Source organism: Streptomyces angustmyceticus (genome assembly GCF_040701845.1).
In the GTDB taxonomy this organism is placed as follows: Bacteria; Actinomycetota; Actinomycetes; order Streptomycetales; family Streptomycetaceae; genus Streptomyces; species Streptomyces angustmyceticus_A.
The window spans coordinates 14,200-30,370 of sequence record NZ_JBFBHQ010000017.1; the positions used below are offsets into that span (position 1 = coordinate 14,200).

Here is a 16,171-nt window from a genome sequence, read left to right on the forward strand (position 1 = left end):
CGGTCACTTCCCGTCAAGAACGGTCGATCCACCGCACCTGGTAACCGTCGAGCGTGACGCGCTTGCCGTCCACCGTCGCCACGGCGCGGCGGTCGGCGGTGTTGACCAGCAGCGCCGTCCGGGCGTCGGCCAGCCCCCGCACCGTCGTCCCGCCGGTGTCGAGGTCCTGCGGCTTCTCCCCCGGCGGGAAGGCGCGGGAGAAGCGGGACAGCAGGTCCATCATGGGCAGCGCCGCTCCCCCGTCGTCCCGTGCGGTGCTGGTCCACAGGCAGCCGGGGCAGTGCGCCCCCTGGGTCTCCGGGTTCCAGTAGAACCCGCTGCCGGCGCCGCCGGACGCCATCTCGATCAGGGCGGTGGCCTGGGTGGCGGTGCGGCGGCGCTCGCTCCAGCCGGCCCGGTCGTCGCTCCCGTCCGGGACCTCGACGTACCACTCCGCCCACCACAGCGGCAGCCCGCTCTCCTTGCGCAGCCACCGTCCCACGTCGGCGAACTTCCGGGTGGCGGCGAACGCGTCGGGGGCGTAGCGGTCGTCCTTGCTGTAGCTGGAGCCGTCGACGACCAGGAAGTCCGCGCCGTCCTTGTGCCGGTTCCAGTACGCGAAGGCGTCGAGGGTGCGCCGGTCGACGCTGCCCCAGGGGCCCTTGAGGGCGGAGGCGTAGGTGTCGTCGCCCGGGACGTAACTGTCCATCACCAGGTACGGGCCGCCGACCTGATTGGCGCTGTTCACCTTCTTCACCGCGCGGTGGACCAGGTTGTAGAGGCGGGTGTACCCCTCGTAGTTCCAGCGGCCCTTGGCGTCGTCGAAGAATCCCTTGAACTCGTTCCAGACGACGAAGTGCCGGACGTCCGGATAGCGCTGGGCGACCTTTCCGGCGAGGGCCGCGAAGTCCGCGTAGTGCGCGGGCGTCGGCGCCTTTTCCAGGGTGCTCCAGTCGGTGTGCCCGGCCGTGCCGCCCTTCATCCAGTCCGGCGCGCAGCACAGGGTCAGCACGGGGGTGCCGCCGGTCCGCCGGATCAGGGCGAGCCGGCGGTCCAGGTCGGCGAAGTCGTACTGGCCGGGACGCGGTTCGGGGTTGTCCGCGCCCCAGCCCATCAGGTGCTGGTTCTGCGGCATCGGGTGGGCGGCGAGCAGCCGGGCGGCGCGTGCGGTGGCCGCGTCGGTGCCGTCGTCCGCGCTGTACTGGGTGTGGGTGAACCCCCAGCCCACGGCGGGGCCCGCGGCGCGCGGGCGCGCGGGCCGTTTCGCGTCCCCGCCCTCGTCGCCGGGAAGGGAGCAGATGACCAGCAGGACGGCCAGCACCGCCACTCCGGCCGCGATCGCGAGGCCCGGACCCTGACGTTCCCCACCATGACGTCGCACAATGGGCAGGTTAGCCAGTGATCCCCCGCTACGCCCAGGTTTCTGGGTAACAGTTCTGTTCTGGTAGGGGGAAAACGCCGGGATAATCCGTGTACGTCATGGGTCGCCGTGACCGATCATGGCGGGATGTGTGCCGATCACGTACGGCCGACCGCCGCCGAGGAGTCCCTTCCGCTCCGGCTGACCATGGACGACAGCGATGCGCCCGCCGATGTCGTCGACGCGCTCTTCCTGGGGCGGTTCGCCAATGGAGAGCAGCCGTACGCCCGCAGCCGGTCCGTGGACCGGGTGAAGTCGGGCCTGACGCTGCTGCCGCCGGGCGCGCGGGTGCTGCGCCAGGCGAAGGACGAGGACCGCAGCGCCACCCTCGCGGAGGGCGACGGCTTCACCGTGCTGGTCTCCCGCTGGAACCGCGGCGCCGACGTGACGGTCACCGCCGTCACCGACGAACTGGCCGAGAAGGTGCTGGGGCAGGCCGCCGACGGTGCGCAGGACGATCCGGAGCCGCAGCCGGAGAACGTCCCGATGGGCTTTTGGTACTTCTCCCCGCGCCGCGGGCCGCACCGTACGTCCCGGCCGATCTCGGCCGGCACCTGGGAGGAGATCCGCCCCAACTACACCGCGCCGGTGGCCGGGGCCATGGACCGGCTGATGAAGGTGGCGCCGGGGGAGATCGCCGGCCGGCTGCTGTTGCTGCACGGCCCGCCCGGCACCGGCAAGACCTCCGCGCTGCGCACGCTCGCGCGTTCCTGGCGCGACTGGTGCCAGGTGGACTGCGTCCTGGACCCGGAGCGGCTGTTCCACGACGTCGGCTATCTGATGGACATCGCGATCGGCGAGGACGACAGCACCGGCAAGGGCCGCTGGCGGCTGCTGCTCCTGGAGGACTGCGACGAACTGATCCGCGGCGAGGCCCGGCACGCCGCGGGCCAGGCGCTCTCGCGGCTGCTCAACCTGACGGACGGGCTGCTGGGCCAGGGCCGCAACGTCCTGGTCGGGGTGACCACCAACGAGGACCTGGAGCGGATGCATCCGGCGGTGGTCCGCCCCGGCCGCTGCCTGGCCCGGATCGAGGTCGGGCCGCTGACCCGCCCGGAGGCCGTGCGCTGGCTCGGCACGGAAGGGGGCATCGGGCGCGAGGGCGCCACCCTCGCCGAACTCTTCGCGCTGCGGCGCGGCACCCGGCCCGCGTCCGTCCCGCCGCAGGACTCGGGTGCCGATGCGGGGCTCTACCTCTGAACCGGCGCCGCGGCCGCCTGCCGTACGGGCCGCTCGCGGGCCCCGTCAGTGCACCCGTCCGCGCGGTTTCATGGGCACCGCCGGGAGGGCGGGTGCCCGCAGGCGTTCCCCGTCGTAGCCGTGCACCTCACCGAAGCGGGTGCCGGTCATCCAGTCCTCGCGGGCCTTTTCGATGTCCTCCTGCGACCGGCCCACGAAGTTCCACCACATGAGGATCTTCTCCTCGAACGGCTCGCCGCCGAGCAGCATCAGGCTGCTGTCGGAGTCGGCGCGCAGGGGCAACTCGGTGCGCCCGCAGCCGAGGTAGAGGAGGGCGCCGGGCGCGAGGCGGACGCCGTCGACCTCGCTCTCGCCGGAGATGGCCAGGGCCGCGTACTCGAAGTCCGCCTCGACCGGCAGGCGGGCGTCCGTGCCGGCGGCGAGGGTGAGGTCGGCGCCCACCAGCGGGGAGTAGGTGGTGCCGGGCGAGACGGCGCCGGCCAGTTCGCCGAGGACGACGGTGGCGGACAGCCCGCCGCCGCCGTCGACCACCGGCAGGTCGGCGTGGTGCTCGAAGGCGGGGGCGGTGTCGCGGCGTTCGGCGGGGAGGGCCACCCACAGCTGCGCGCCGTGCAGGAGGCGGCCGTGGCCGGCCGGTGACTCCTCGGAGTGCGCGATGGCCCGGCCCGAGGTCATCAGGCCCAGCTCCCGCGGGCGTACGGTCTGCAGGCTGCCGAGGCTGTCGCGGTGCAGCACCTCGCCCTCGCGCAGCCAGCTGACGGTCTGCAGGCCCGTGTGCGGGTGCGGCGGCACCTGCATCCCGGGCTCCCCGGCGATGTCGTCGGGGCCGTAGTGGTCGACGAAGCACCAGGCGCCGACCATCCGCCGGCCGAGGTTCGGCAGCAGTCTGCGGACGACGGTGCTCTCGCCGAGCGGCACCTGTTTGCCGGGCTGCACGTCGCGGACCGGGCCCGTACGGCCGTTGCCGCCGCACGGATGGGGCGCGGGTCTGAGGTCGAGGTTGCTCATGGCGTCACGATAGGCGGGGCCGGGCGGACGGTCCGGGCAGGCGCACGAGTCCCCGGGGATGATGCCCCCTCACGCATACAGCTCGCGCAGCCGTACGGACAGGCAGGTCACACAGCCCTCCAGCTTCTCGAACTCGCTGATGTCCACGACGACCGGCTGATATCCCAGGTCGGCGAAGAGCTCCGCGCTCTTGGGCGCACCGGCGGACATCAGCAGCTTTCCCCCACCGAGCAGCACGACATGGGCGCCGGCCTCCTCGGGGACGGGCAGGAAGCGGGGGAAGGCGGCCGGGTCGTCGACCAGGGGCGGGTGGCCGACCACGGTGCCGTCCGGGAGTGCGGTGACCGCGGATTTGAGATGCAGCACCCGGCTCACCGGGACGGCGACCACGCGGGCGCCCAACGGCTCGAAGGCGGCGCGCAGTTGGCGCACTCCCTCGGCGTTGGTGCGCCCGCCGCGGCCGACGTAGACGGTGTCGCCGACCTTCAGGACGTCGCCGCCGTCGAGGGTGCCGGGCGCCCGGATCTCGCCCACGGGGCAGCCGAGCGCCTCCACGGCGGCGCGGGCGGCGGGCACCTCGGCCCGGCGGGCGTCGGCGCCGGGGCGGGCGAGCAGCGCGACGTTGCGGAACACCACCATGGAGTCCTCGACGAAGACCGCGTCGGGGCACGCGTCTGCGGGGCCGACCTCGGTGGTGTGCCAGCCGTGGTCGCGCAGCGCCTGGACGTAGGCCTCCCACTGGCGCAGGGCGAGCGCGGTGTCGACCGGGCGCCGTTCTATGTGCGTGACCAGGCCCTCGGCGAGGCGGGGGCCGGGGCGGCGGACGAGTGCCTGCTTGCTGGGCATGCGGCTCCTATCGGGCGGGGTGTGGCGGTCAGGCGTCGGCGCGGTAGGTGGCGCGCAGGGCGTCCTCGACGGCGGCGAGGGCGGCGCCGTGGTCCAGGCCCAGGCGCCGGGCACGGCGGGCGTAGCTCTCGGCGGCCGCGGCGGCCTCCTTGTCGGCGGCCTCGCCGGCCGCCGCGATGAAGCTGCCGTTGCGGCCCCGGGTCTCGATCACGCCGTCGGTCTCCAGGGCGCGGTAGGCCTTGGCGACGGTGTTGGCGGCCAGCCCGAGGTCCTCGGCCAGGCCGCGGACGGTGGGGAGCTTGTAGCCGACCGGGAGGCCGCCGTCCCTGGCCTGGTCCGCGATCTGGGTGCGTACCTGCTCGAACGGCGCGGCGGCCGCCGCCGGATCGATGGTGATGGTCAAGGTCTGCGGGGACACGGTGGCGCTCCTGGTGCTGGTGGTGGGGCGGGCGGATGCGCGGCGGCCGTCCCCCGGGTCCGTCCCCGGGTTGCGTGACGTGCGCGTACCCGTCGGTGCGCGGTTTTGTCGCATCCATTGTGCGTCAGGAGCGCCGTCCGTGCGGGGAGGTGTCACCCCTCGGGCGGTGTCACAGGTCGAGGGTGGTGCCCGTGGTGCGCAGCCAGGCGTCCATCCCGAGGACGAGTTCGGCGGCCGGGCGGATGTCGCGGCTCGCGCCGTCGGCGGTGGCCGCGGCCACGGCGGCCCGGTCCAGCAGCGGCCGCACGGGGGCGTCGCGGTCGGCGGCGAGGGCCGTGAGCCCGGCGCGCAGCGCCTCGTTGTAGCCGGGGTCCTGGGTGCTGGGGTAGGGGGACTTGACCCGGTCGGCGACCAGGTCGGGCAGGACGTCGCGGGTGGCGGCGCGCAGCAGCGACTTCTCCCGGCCGTCGAACGTCTTCATCGCCCAGGGGGTGTTGAAGACGTAGTCGACGAGGCGGTGGTCGCAGAACGGGACGCGGACCTCCAGGCCGACGGCCATGCTGGCCCGGTCCTTGCGGTCGAGCAGGATCTGTACGAAGCGGGTCAGGTGGAGGTAGCTGATCTCGCGCATCCGGCGCTGGTGGCCCGTGTCGCCGTCGGCGTAGGGCACTTCGGCGAGCGCCTCGTGGTAGCGGGCCGCCTCGTATCCGGGCAGGTCGAGCTTGGCGAGCAGGCCCTTGTCCAGCAGCGCCTCACGGGTGGCGTTGCCGCCGGCGAACCGTCCGGAGAGCCCGGCCGCGATCCAGGGGAAGGTGCCGGCGTGGACGGGCCCGGGGTCGTGGAACCAGCGGTAGCCGCCGAAGACCTCGTCCGCCGATTCGCCGGACAGCGCGACCGTGGACTGGGCGCGGACGGCCCGGAACAGCAGGTAGAGGGAGGTGTCGCCGTCGCCGAAGCCGTTCGGCAGGTCCCGGGCGGCGAGCACGGCGGCGCGGTGGCCGGGGTCCATCAGGGCGGTGGTGTCCAGGACGATGTCGTGGTGGTCGGAGCGGACGTGTTCGGCCAGGGCGTGGGCGTACGGGCCGTCGGGGGTGCCGCGCAGGTCGTCGGGGGTGAAGTTCTCGGTGTGGCCGGTGAAGTCGACGGCGAAGGAGCGGACCGGGCCGCGGCCCTGGGCGGCCAGCGCGCGGGCGGCGAGCGCGGTGAGGGCGGACGAGTCCAGGCCGCCGGAGAGCAGGGTGCACAGCGGCACGTCGGCGATCAGTTGGCGGGCGACGATGTCGTCGAGGAGGGCACGGATGTGCGCGATGGTGGTGGCGAGGTCGTCGGTGTGCGCGCGGGCGGTGAGGGCCCAGTAGCGCCGGACGCTCACCCCGCCGCGGGAGACCCGGACGACATGGCCGGGGCGCACCTCGTGCAGGCCCCGGTAGACGGCGTGGCCCGGGGTCTTGGTGAAGGTGAGGAGTTCGGCCAGGCCCTCGGCGTCGACGACGGGGCGCACCGAGGGGTGGGCGAGGACCGCCTTGGGCTCGGAGCCGAACAGCACCCCGTCGGGCGTGGGGTGGTAGTAGAGCGGCTTGATGCCCATCCGGTCGCGGACCAGCAGGAGTTCCTGCGTCCGCGGGTCCCAGAGCGCGAAGGCGTACATGCCGTTGAGGCGCTCGGTGAAGGCCTCGCCCCACTGGAGGTAGGCGTGCAGCACCACTTCGGTGTCGCTGCGCGTACGGAAGGTGCGGCCCAGCGCTTCCAGCTCGGCGCGCAGCTCCAGGTAGTTGTAGACCTCACCGCTGTAGGTGGTCACGAGCAGGGTACGGCCGTCCTCCTCGACGGCCATGGGCTGCCGGCCGCCGTCGAGGTCGATGACCGCGAGTCTGCGGTGGCCGAGCGCGGCATGGGTGTCGAGCCAGAGGCCCGCCGCGTCCGGGCCGCGGCAGGCCATGGTCCCCGTCATCGCCTCCAGCGTGGCGCGGCGGGTGGTGAGGTCGTGGTCGTAGGAGATCCATCCGGTGATTCCGCACATCCTCGCGGCTCCTCCCTCAGGGACGGCAGCGCCGCCGCATCCCGGCGACGGTCCGCGCGGTCACCGTAAGCCGAAGTAATTGCATGTGCCACTTAAACCGTCGGCGAGCGTCCGGAACGCGCCAGTGCCGGCCCACGGCGCGGGAAAGCGGCGGCACAGGGCACCCCTCGCGGAGGAAAAGGCGCGGTAAAGCGGCGCCCGGCGGTGGAGCAGCGCGCCCCTCATCCGCCGGGCCCCGCCCCGTCGAGGGCGACCGCCCGGGAGGGGGCGGACGGGTCGTGGGCGACGGGGTCGCCGGGCCGGTGCCAGTGGAGCAGGAAGCGGTGCCCGGCGCGCAGTCCGTCCAGGCCGGCGCGGCAGTACGCGACCATGTCGTCCGGCAGCGCGTCCAGCCGGTGCCACACCAACTCCGCGCACTTGTCGGGCTCGCGGTTCCACGGCTCGCCGCCCGCGCCGTACGCCGCCTCGAAGAACCAGCCGATCCGGGGCCGCGCGGGCGGCGGGGCGCAGTGCTGCATGACGAGCGCGACCCGCAGGTCGTCGGGCGAGAGCCGCAGCCCGATCTCTTCGGCCGCCTCCCGGATCATGGCCTCCCTGACGTCCTCGCCGTCCTCGGCATGGCCCGAGGGGGCGTGCAGCAGGCCGTCCGCGTAGCCGGTGCCCGACCGGCGGGCGAGCAGCACCTCCTCGCCGCGGCGCAGGACGAGGTGGACATCGACCACTTCGGTGTGCCGGCGCGGGAGTTCGGCGATCAGCACATACCGCTCGTCGGCCACCTCACCGCCCCACAGCGCGGAGTCGTGCGCGAGGTGCTCGACGTACGTCCGCGCGGCCAACGGCCGGATCAGGGCGGTGAGTTCACCGGCCGGGATGCCGATCGGATCGGCCTCGCCCCAGCGGCCCTCGACCAGCACCAGCCGGCCGCCGGGAGTGAGCAGCCCGGCCCAACGGCGCAGCGCGGCCGCGGGATCGGGCAGCGCCCACAGGACATGGCGCACCAGGACGACGTCGAACCGCCGCTCCCCCACGGGTGGTTCGGCGGCATCCCCGACCAGGAACGCCGCGTCCCGGCCCGCGAGCTTGTCGCGCGCCCGCTCGATCATGCCCGGTGAGCGGTCGACGCCCGTGACCCGGTGGCCCTGCTCGGCGGCGAGCAGCGCCAGGCTTCCCGTGCCGCATCCCAGGTCGAGGACGGCGGCGGGGGCCGAGGGGAGCCAGGAGCGCAGCCGGGCGGCCCAGGCGGAGCGGACCACGGGGTCGCGCAGGCCGTGGTCCGGCTCGTCGTCGAAGGAGGCGGCGGCCGCTTCCCAGTAGGCGGCGTCGGCGGTCGGCAGGGCCGATTCCCCCTGGCCGGCACGGGGGTTGGCGCATCGGTCGGCGGGCTGGGGGGCCGGGTCGGCGGGCGCGTCGGTGCTCATGTGCCGATGGTGGCAGCGACCACTGACAACGGCCGTGGGGACGCCTGGGCGCCGGGGGCCGGGCGGCCCGTGGGCGGCGCCGGGAGGAGCCCGGGACAGGGGGAGGGAGTACCGTGGTAAGGGCCGGTCGGATGCGGCGGCGCCGCCCTGGACAGAGCGTCTGCCGCATGGTGGGACCGGCATTGGACCGGTCAGATGAGCGCTTCCCAGAGCAGCCGTCTCTCCGGAGACGGGGTCTTCGACCTCACACGGACGGCCGTGGTGATGGCCGATCGCGCAGGGGTGGCGCGGGGCTGGACCGCGGGCGCCGAGCGGCTTCTCGGCTACGGGGTCTCCGAAGCCGTCGGCAGGCCGCTGGCGGACCTCTTCGCCGTGGTGGGCGCCGGCCCCGGGCGGGACAGCAGGTGGACGGACCGGCTGGCGTCGGCGAACGGCTGGAGCGGGCTGGAGGCCGTGCGCCACAAGGACGGCCACCGGCTCGACCTGGAGTTCCGGGTGCTGCCGGTGCTGGACGACCGAAAGGGCTTCTCGCGACTCGTCCTTGCCGCGGAGATGACACAGACGCCCTGGTCAGGGGCGAGCAGGTCGTTTCTGGAGGGCATTCTCGGCATGTCGCCGATCGGCGTGGCCATGGTGAACGCCGATCTGCAGTTCGTCTGGCTGAACGACGCCCTGGAGCAGATGGGCGGCACCAGCCGCGAGCAGCGCCTCGGCAAACGCCTGGGCGAGGTGCAGCCGGGCCTGGCCGTGAAGGCCATCGAGGAGGAGATGCGCCGGGTGCTGCACACCGGCACCCCCTCGGTCGGCTACGAGTACCTGGGGCACCCGCAGTCCGATCCGCAGCGCGAGCACGCCTACTCCACGTCGTTCTTCCGCCTGGAGGACGAGGCGGGCCAGGTGCTCGGCATCTGCTACATGGTCCTCGACGTCACGGAAAGTTACCGGGCCCGGCAGCGGATGACGCTGCTGAACAAGGCCGGTGAACGCATCGGCAGCTCGCTGGACGTCTGGCGGACCGCGCAGGAACTCGCCGACGCCGCGGTCCCGGATCTCGCCGACTTCGTCACCGTCGACCTGCTCGATGTGCTGCTCTCCGGGGAGGAGGCCGCGCCCGGGGAACTCGACGCGGCGGATCTGCTCGCCATGCGCCGTGCGGGGCAGCAGTCCGTCCGCGAGGGCTGTCCCGAAGCGGTGATCGCGGTCGGGGAACCGGCCGCCTATCCCCCGTCGGCGCCCGTCGTGGGCAGCCTCACCGAGGGCAACTCCACGCTGCTCCGGACGCTGGACCTCGCCGACGGCGACTGGGCTGCCGAGGACCCGGTCCGGGCGGCGCACCTGCGGTCCCTGGGCTTCCACTCGCTGATGATGGTGCCGCTGCGGGCGCGGGGCGTCTTCCTGGGGGCGGCCGCGTTCTCCCGCTGGCAGGCCACCGGGCCGTTCCAGCCCGACGACCTGGTGCTCGCCGAGGAATTCGTCGCCCGCGCGGCGATCTCCATCGACAACGCCCGCCGCTACACCCGCGAGCACAACGCGGCCCTCACCCTCCAGCACAGCCTGCTGCCGCGGGACCTGCCCGAGCAGTGCGCGGTGGAGGCCGCCTGCCGCTATCTGCCGGCCGATTCGCTGCGCGGGGTGGGCGGCGACTGGTTCGATGTGATCCCGCTGTCCGGGGCCCGGGTCGCGCTGGTGGTCGGTGACGTGGTCGGGCACGGGATGCACGCCGCGGCCACGATGGGGCGGCTGCGCGCGGCGGTGCAGGCGCTCGCGGACCTGGACCTGTCCCCGGAAGAGGTGCTGGCGCATCTGGACGACATGCTCAACCGGGTCGGCCACGACGCGAACGCCGACGACGGGGTCATCGGGGCCACCTGCCTGTACGCCGTCTACGACCCCGTCAGCTGCCGCTGCACCCTGGCCCGCGCCGGCCACCCCGCACCGCTGCTCGTCGGCCCCGACGGTGCGGGCAAGCTGCTGGACCTGCCGACCGGCCCGCCGCTGGGGCTGGGCGGCATGCCCTTCGAATCCGTCGAACTGCCGCTGCCCGAAGGCAGTCTGCTGGCGCTCTACACCAACGGGCTGCTGCTGGGGAAGACCCTCGACCTCGACGGGGGCATCACCCGGCTCCGCCGTGCGCTGTCCGATCCCGGGGCTCCGCTGGAGGACATCTGCGACACGGTGATCGGCGGCCTGCCGGGCGGGCGGCCGGTCGACGACGTGGCACTGCTGCTGGCCCGCACCCGGGCCCTGCCCCGGTCGCAGCTGGCCACCTGGGAGATCCCCGCCGATCCGTCCGCGGTCGGCGGGGCCCGCCGGACCGCGGCCGGCCGGCTGCGGGAGTGGGGTCTGGAGGACCTCGGCTTCTCCACCGAACTGATCGTCAGCGAACTGGTCACCAACGCCATCCGGCACGCCGCGGGGCCCATCGTCCTGCGGATGATCCGGGCGCGGGACCTGATCTGCGAGGTCTCGGACGCCAGCAGCACCACACCGCACCTGCGCCATGCCCGGACCACCGACGAGGGCGGCCGGGGCCTGTTCCTCATCGCCCGGTACGCCCAGCGCTGGGGCACCCGCTACACCGCGCAAGGAAAGATCATCTGGGCCGAACTCCCCCTCTCCGCCGCCCCCGGAGCCGAACCGCCGAACGACCTGGACGCCCTCCTCGAAGACCTCGGCGGCGACCCGGCCGACTTCACCGGCGCCGAGGACAACTGAGTTCTCCCGCACCGGCTTCGCGCCACCGCGCGGCACCCGCCGGGCGCTCGCGGCCACGGTTCCCCGACGTCCCGCGCGAGGAGTTCGTCCTCGACGGCACGCAGCCGCTCGCGCCAGTCGCGGGCGGCCTTGGCACTGCGCCCCTTGCCCCGGCGTCCCGGCGTCCCGGCGTCCCGAGCACGCTCGGCGGCAAGGCCCCGGCGCTCCCGCAACTGCCCGACACTGAGGCCGCGGAGATCGGCGTACCAGTTCTCGTACCGCTTCCAACGGCTCATGACGCCAGAGTGCCGCCGCCGGCACTCCGCTCCCGCGCCATGTCCGCGCCCGGCCAGCGGACTTGAGCCCGCCGGCCTCGCCGCCGGCGGTCCACCACGAGCGAGCCGGCCGGTGGAACACGTCCGGCAGAACGCCCCCGGCCCACCCGGCGCCCGTTTCCTCCCCGCCTGCCTGTGCCCCCGCTTAGCCGCTCCCTAAATGAGGCAGCCACCTGGGGGTGACTGCCTCCCAGGTCACAGCAGGTAAGCCCTCCCAACGTCGCAATGAATCGCGCAGCAGGGAGCCAAACAGGGAGCCACGAGGGCCCTTAACACAGCGAACGCAGCTTCACTCGTCGGCTTCCCCATCGCACGCAAAGATCTCGTCCATGGCTTCGGCACCCTCTGTGATCACGGGGCGAATCTGCTTACGATAGACGACCTCTGTCGTCTGAGACCCCCGCCTGTGCCCGACAACTCGCGCGATCACCTCCAGCGGGATCCCGTGGTCGGAGAGAAGGGAGACGAAGCTGTGCCGTAGCTCCCGCGGCGTCCACTGCTCAGGGTCGGTGAACCCTGAAGTCCTCAACAGCGCCCGGAAGTTCCGGCGGACGTGGTCCGCGGTGCGCTGTTCACCACTGTCCGTACCGAAGACGAATCCATCCGTCTCCTCGGCGATGCCCAGTGCCTCCCGCCGCCGCCGTTGCCGTGCCTGATGGTCCGCCAGAACCGTGACCAGTTGGCGGGGCAGCGCCAACGTCCGGCGGCTGGTCACCGTTTTGGTTTCGCCCCGCCGGCGCACAGACCGCCATACCTCAACGTGCGGAACCTTGTCACTGGACGGAAGGAGATGCACGTGATTCCACGTAAGAGGTCGCACCTCTTCAGTTCGGATTCCTACCAGCATTGACAGCGCGACGTAGGCATGAATCCACGTACCTGGCCGAGCAGTGAGCACAGCCTTGGCCTGTTCGAGCGTGAGGGATTTACTCGGCCGACCACCTTGCCCCTCCGGGGCTTCCACAAGTTCAGCCACATTCCGCAAAACCAGGTCGCGACGCTGCGCATGGGTGATTGCACGCCGAAGAATCGACAGGACCATCTGTAGCGAACTCGTCGCCAGAACCGCGGCCTTTTCATCTAGCCAGCAGTCCAAGGATTCCGCCTTTAGCTCTCGCAGTCGCGCCTTGCCCAGGTCGGCAATGACATGATTCTTGGCGAGGCTCGCATAAGTGTCGATGCTCGCCCGGTCCCTACCTTTAAGCCCTTGCGCGAGCCAGTCCCTCACTGCGCTTTCAACGGTGTACGCGGCAGGAGCCACAACCCCCGCCTCCAGTTCCCGCTTCCTACGCCGCAGCTTGCTACGCACCTCCGTCTTCGTCTTCCCCGACACCTTCACGCGGCGACGTTTTCCAGCGGGCGTGTAACCGAGTGATACAGCTCCGATGTACCTGTTCTTAGCCTTGTCCCAGTAGATGGAATCTTCGCCGTTCCCTGCTTTGCGCGGCGACATGGACGACTCGGCCATGAGATTTACTCCTTACTGAAAGAGCAAGGCCACACCTGCGAAAGGTGTGGCCTTGCTCAGCATCATGCTGGATTCAGCGAACTGCCTCAGACTCGCGCATCAGCAGTTCTACGTACTCGTCGATGTACCTGAGGGGAACCAGGCGACGCCGACCGACCCGGACGGTGCGGAGCCGACCTAGGCGAATCTCCTCGTACGCCGTTGAACGCCCGACTCCGCAAAGCTTGGCGGCGTCCTCGATCTTGTAGAGACGCGGCTGCATCGCGCCCGCCGCAGCGATCAGGGCCATGGCCTATCTCCTCTGTAAGGCCGTAGGGGCTAGCCGCCCCCTTCTCTGAGGTCCGCTACTTCCGCTACCTCCGCTACCTCCCAGGTCAGGGGCATGATCGAGGTAGCGGATAGGGGGAGCGGTAGCGGATAAATACCGCTACCCGCCCGCGGTGCGGCTGTGGGCGGGTAGCGGCAACGTGGTGCGCGGTAGCGGACGATTACGGCTCATCCGCTACCGACTTCAGGTCTCTGACCTGCTGGGTAGCGGAGGTAGCGGAAGTAGCGGACTTTCAGGGGGTGGGGGGCAGTACCGCTGCCACGCATCGGCCAGATCGGCGGTGTAGTAGCCCTTCATGACGCTTCCGGAGGCCTTGATGTTGCGGGCCGAGATGGGCCGGTTGTCGCCAGTCATGTACTCGCGCAGCATCTTCGCCAGCCCCCGGGCGTCGAGCGGCCGGCCGCCCATGTCGGCCCATGGCGCCTCGTCGAGGCTGTGAAGCCGCTCCAGCACGGCGACGGTGGGCAGGCGGTCGATGCCGCTCAGGACGTGGTCGCGCAGATCGGTCAGCAACCGGATGCCGATGCTGCCCTTGTCGTCGACCTTGGCAGCATTGACCAGTTCCACGCAGGCGGCGCGGGCTCGCTCCGGCCACTGCCCGCCGGCCGCATCCGCGACGGCGATCAGTGGTTCCCACACGTCGGCGGGCCGGTCGGTGACCTCTTCCGGCATGAGGGGGAAGACGCCCTCGACCATGGGGCGCACGCTCTCCGCCCACTTCGCCAGTCGGTCCCGCAGGACGTGTCCCTCGGCGGCGTGCAGCCGGTGCCGGAAGGGTTCTACACGTTCGTTGCGGGCGCGGCGGCGCATGCGGATGATGACCGACCGCGTCAGGATCGTGTCCGGCAGCGAGCCGAGCCCCGCCACGGCCACCCCGCAGTACGAGGGGAAGCCCTGGACGCTCTGGTTGCCGCCGTCGCCGACGCACCGGTAGGTGAGCTGTCCGCGACGGTGGCCGGCGTTGAGGAAGCCGCGCAGCTCCTCGTTGTCGCCTGCCTTGGGGCCGAAGACGGTGTCGATTTCGTCGAACAGGATCGTCGGCCGCCCCTCCGCCCCGGACACGGCGCGGAAGAGGGCTGCGGGGGAGGCGTTGACGGCCGCCATGGGTTGCGGCACCAGCGTCTCCACGATCTCCAGCGCCCGGGACTTCCCCGACCCCGGCTCGGGGGACAGGAACGCCAGGCGCGGGGTGGAGTCGAAGCAGTCCAGCAGGTGCGCGTGTCCGTCCCACAGGACGACGGCGACGTAGGCGGCATCGAGGGGGAAGACGTTGAAGCGGCGGTGGAAGGCTTCCACCTCGTCGAGCAGCGCCGCGCCGTCCCCGGTCGCGGCGGTCTGCTGCTGGGGGCTGGTCATGCGGCCTTCCTCCTGTTCCCCGGCTTACGGATGGCGAACGCCAACTGGATGCCGGGCACCGTGGTCCTGTGCGGGTCAGAGCGAAGAGCTGAGAGGACGCCTACGGCGGCGACCTTCGGCGCCCCACTGCCGGCCGAGGTACGGGGCGGTTTGGCGGAGCTGGGGCCCGTGGAGCGTGCGGGTTGGCCTTCCAAGGGGGGAGGGGGTTGGGTGCTCATGCCGCATCCCGGGGCCGGGCTTTGCGGATGGAGCAGTCCAGAGCACTGCGGATCGTGGCGCGGCACTCGGCAACGGTGAGCCCCCGGGCCTCCCCCGCCGCTTGGAAGGCCGCCTCTACTTCGTGACGGGGGATGTCGCCCCATGCGACGAAGCGCCCCACCTTGAAGGCGCATCGGTTCAGAGTGTTGTTGCGCTGCTTGTCCGGCGCCCGGTCGACTACAGCGCATTCTCGCTCCAGCGCAGCCTGTGCCGCGCGGGTGCCGCTGACGGCCGGAAACCTGAGAGGCCCCGCCCTGCGTGGCGTTTCCGGCTTGAGCAGCCCCAGCAGCCATTCGGGCAGCACAGCGACCGGAGCAGGATCGGTGACCTGATACCGCCCTGCCGGGGTGACACTGCCGGCGCCTACGACATAGCCGCCGTGGGCGCGGGTGTCGATGAGCTGCCCCAGGGCGCCCGCGGTGTTGCTCAGCCGCACGGCAACAGGGGTGGTGAAGTACAGGTGCTGCCCGCCGCTCGCAGTCCGCACTGTGCGGGTGGTGGGGACGGGGTGGCCGGTGCGCTCGCAGAGCGCCTGGAAGGTCGTCACGCCGCAAGGCGTGTCCGCATTGCTGTTGCCCTGGCCCTTGGGCATGTCGAGGTCCACGACGACTAGCCCGGAGGGGCCGGTGGCGATGCCGACGTTGAACGGGAGGGTGGACCACGCGGTGCGGATGCGGTCGGGGTCGGTGGTGGCACGCTGCTCCCACTTGTGATGACCTCCTGCGCAGTCCCCGATGCCGGGGCAGGAACTCTTGCCGTGCAGCGCCGGCCGCTTGTCGCCGGGGCGAAGCGGGATGACCGCCCAGCCGTGCTCGGCGGCGTCCAGCGCTGCGCGCAGCAGCGCCGGGCGGGGTTCATGCGTCATGCTGGAGACCTCCATAGGTCTGTTGAGGACCGGAGACCAGGGCGGCCGCGGATCTTTGCCGAGACGTGCGGCCGCCCTGGGCTTTGCTTGCTGTTGCCTGCGGGGCCTAGGGCTGGTCAGCGGCCCACAGGGCGTACTGCTGGCGGACGTAGTGGCGCGGGGCGCAGACGGCCCAGGAGTCGTCGAGATCCTGAAGGACGATGCCGGTGGCTTCGGCTTCTTCCGTGGCGGCGCCGGCCGGTCCGTCGGTCTCCTCGCGCAGGGCGATGCGGTCCAGCAACGCGGCGTGCCGCAGGTACCAGTCCCGGTCGAGTTCTTCCGGAGACTCGTTGGCGGTGCGCTGGGCCCACTCGCTTTCGCTGGTGAGGCTGGGGGCGTTGAGGTAGGCCTGCTCCGGGGTCGGCCACTGCGGGAGGGCGGGTTCCGCGTCGGCCATGTCGTCGAGCTGTAGGAGCAGTTCGCCGAGCTGGCGGCGGGTGATGTCGCGGGCGTACGGGGTGGTCCAGCCGGGGCAGTCCAGTTCCACGGTCACGATCTCGTCGGGGTTGAGGGTCATGG

At 72.1% G+C, this 16,171-nt stretch carries 13 protein-coding genes; 2 read left to right on the forward strand and 11 right to left on the reverse strand.

The genetic code is table 11. From position 1 onward, the window contains the following. Positions 1–13: 13 nt before the first annotated feature. A complete protein-coding gene (locus AB0411_RS27010; RefSeq protein WP_366419868.1) occupies positions 14–1,360 on the reverse strand; it encodes a xylan 1,4-beta-xylosidase in 1,347 nt (448 codons plus the stop codon). Positions 1,361–1,486: 126 nt separating this feature from the next. Here AB0411_RS27010 and AB0411_RS27015 point away from each other — a divergent pair, with 126 nt between their 5' ends. Continuing rightward, positions 1,487–2,599, forward strand: coding sequence for a DUF5925 domain-containing protein (locus AB0411_RS27015; protein ID WP_366419869.1), 1,113 nt, complete (start codon positions 1,487–1,489; stop codon positions 2,597–2,599). A gap of 45 nt (positions 2,600–2,644) precedes the next feature. On the opposite strand, the gene AB0411_RS27020 is transcribed toward AB0411_RS27015, so the two are convergent. The 5 genes from AB0411_RS27020 to AB0411_RS27040 all read right to left on the reverse strand — a co-directional run bounded on the left by AB0411_RS27020 (position 2,645) and on the right by AB0411_RS27040 (position 8,309). Continuing rightward, positions 2,645–3,607: a pirin family protein gene (locus AB0411_RS27020; protein WP_366419870.1), complete on the reverse strand. Its 963-nt coding sequence runs from the start codon at positions 3,605–3,607 to the stop codon at positions 2,645–2,647. A 69-nt stretch (positions 3,608–3,676) separates the two neighbouring features. After that, a complete protein-coding gene (ddaH, locus tag AB0411_RS27025) occupies positions 3,677–4,453 on the reverse strand; it encodes a dimethylargininase (RefSeq protein ID WP_366419871.1) in 777 nt (258 codons plus the stop codon). Between the two features lie 28 nt (positions 4,454–4,481). Beyond that, on the reverse strand, positions 4,482–4,871 hold the full coding sequence (locus AB0411_RS27030) for a GntR family transcriptional regulator (protein ID WP_366419872.1): 390 nt from the start codon (positions 4,869–4,871) through the stop codon (positions 4,482–4,484). 169 nt (positions 4,872–5,040) lie between these two features. After that, positions 5,041–6,891 (reverse strand): asparagine synthase (glutamine-hydrolyzing), encoded by a 1,851-nt coding sequence (gene asnB / locus AB0411_RS27035; protein ID WP_366419873.1) that lies wholly within the window; start codon positions 6,889–6,891, stop codon positions 5,041–5,043. A 221-nt stretch (positions 6,892–7,112) separates the two neighbouring features. Further along, on the reverse strand, positions 7,113–8,309 hold the full coding sequence (locus AB0411_RS27040; RefSeq protein WP_366419874.1) for a methyltransferase domain-containing protein: 1,197 nt from the start codon (positions 8,307–8,309) through the stop codon (positions 7,113–7,115). 195 nt (positions 8,310–8,504) lie between these two features. Between AB0411_RS27040 and AB0411_RS27045 the strand changes: the two genes are divergently transcribed. After that, a complete protein-coding gene (locus AB0411_RS27045) occupies positions 8,505–11,024 on the forward strand; it encodes a SpoIIE family protein phosphatase (RefSeq protein WP_366419875.1) in 2,520 nt (839 codons plus the stop codon). Positions 11,025–11,627: 603 nt separating this feature from the next. Here the strand turns inward: AB0411_RS27045 and AB0411_RS27050 are convergent. From AB0411_RS27050 to AB0411_RS27070, 5 genes are all read right to left on the reverse strand, one after another. Continuing rightward, positions 11,628–12,806, reverse strand: coding sequence for a site-specific integrase (locus AB0411_RS27050; protein ID WP_366419876.1), 1,179 nt, complete (start codon positions 12,804–12,806; stop codon positions 11,628–11,630). A 73-nt stretch (positions 12,807–12,879) separates the two neighbouring features. Then, complete coding sequence (locus AB0411_RS27055; RefSeq protein ID WP_366419877.1) at positions 12,880–13,095, reverse strand: helix-turn-helix domain-containing protein; 216 nt, start codon at positions 13,093–13,095, stop codon at positions 12,880–12,882. A 222-nt stretch (positions 13,096–13,317) separates the two neighbouring features. After that, on the reverse strand, positions 13,318–14,490 hold the full coding sequence (locus AB0411_RS27060; RefSeq protein ID WP_366419878.1) for a DUF3631 domain-containing protein: 1,173 nt from the start codon (positions 14,488–14,490) through the stop codon (positions 13,318–13,320). 214 nt (positions 14,491–14,704) lie between these two features. Next, the gene (locus AB0411_RS27065) at positions 14,705–15,613 is read right to left on the reverse strand and encodes a bifunctional DNA primase/polymerase (RefSeq protein WP_366419879.1); all 909 of its coding nucleotides are present in this window, start codon (positions 15,611–15,613) and stop codon (positions 14,705–14,707) included. Between the two features lie 106 nt (positions 15,614–15,719). Continuing rightward, positions 15,720–16,169, reverse strand: a complete 450-nt coding sequence (locus AB0411_RS27070; RefSeq protein ID WP_366419880.1) for a hypothetical protein — start codon at positions 16,167–16,169, stop codon at positions 15,720–15,722. Positions 16,170–16,171 lie beyond the last annotated feature (2 nt).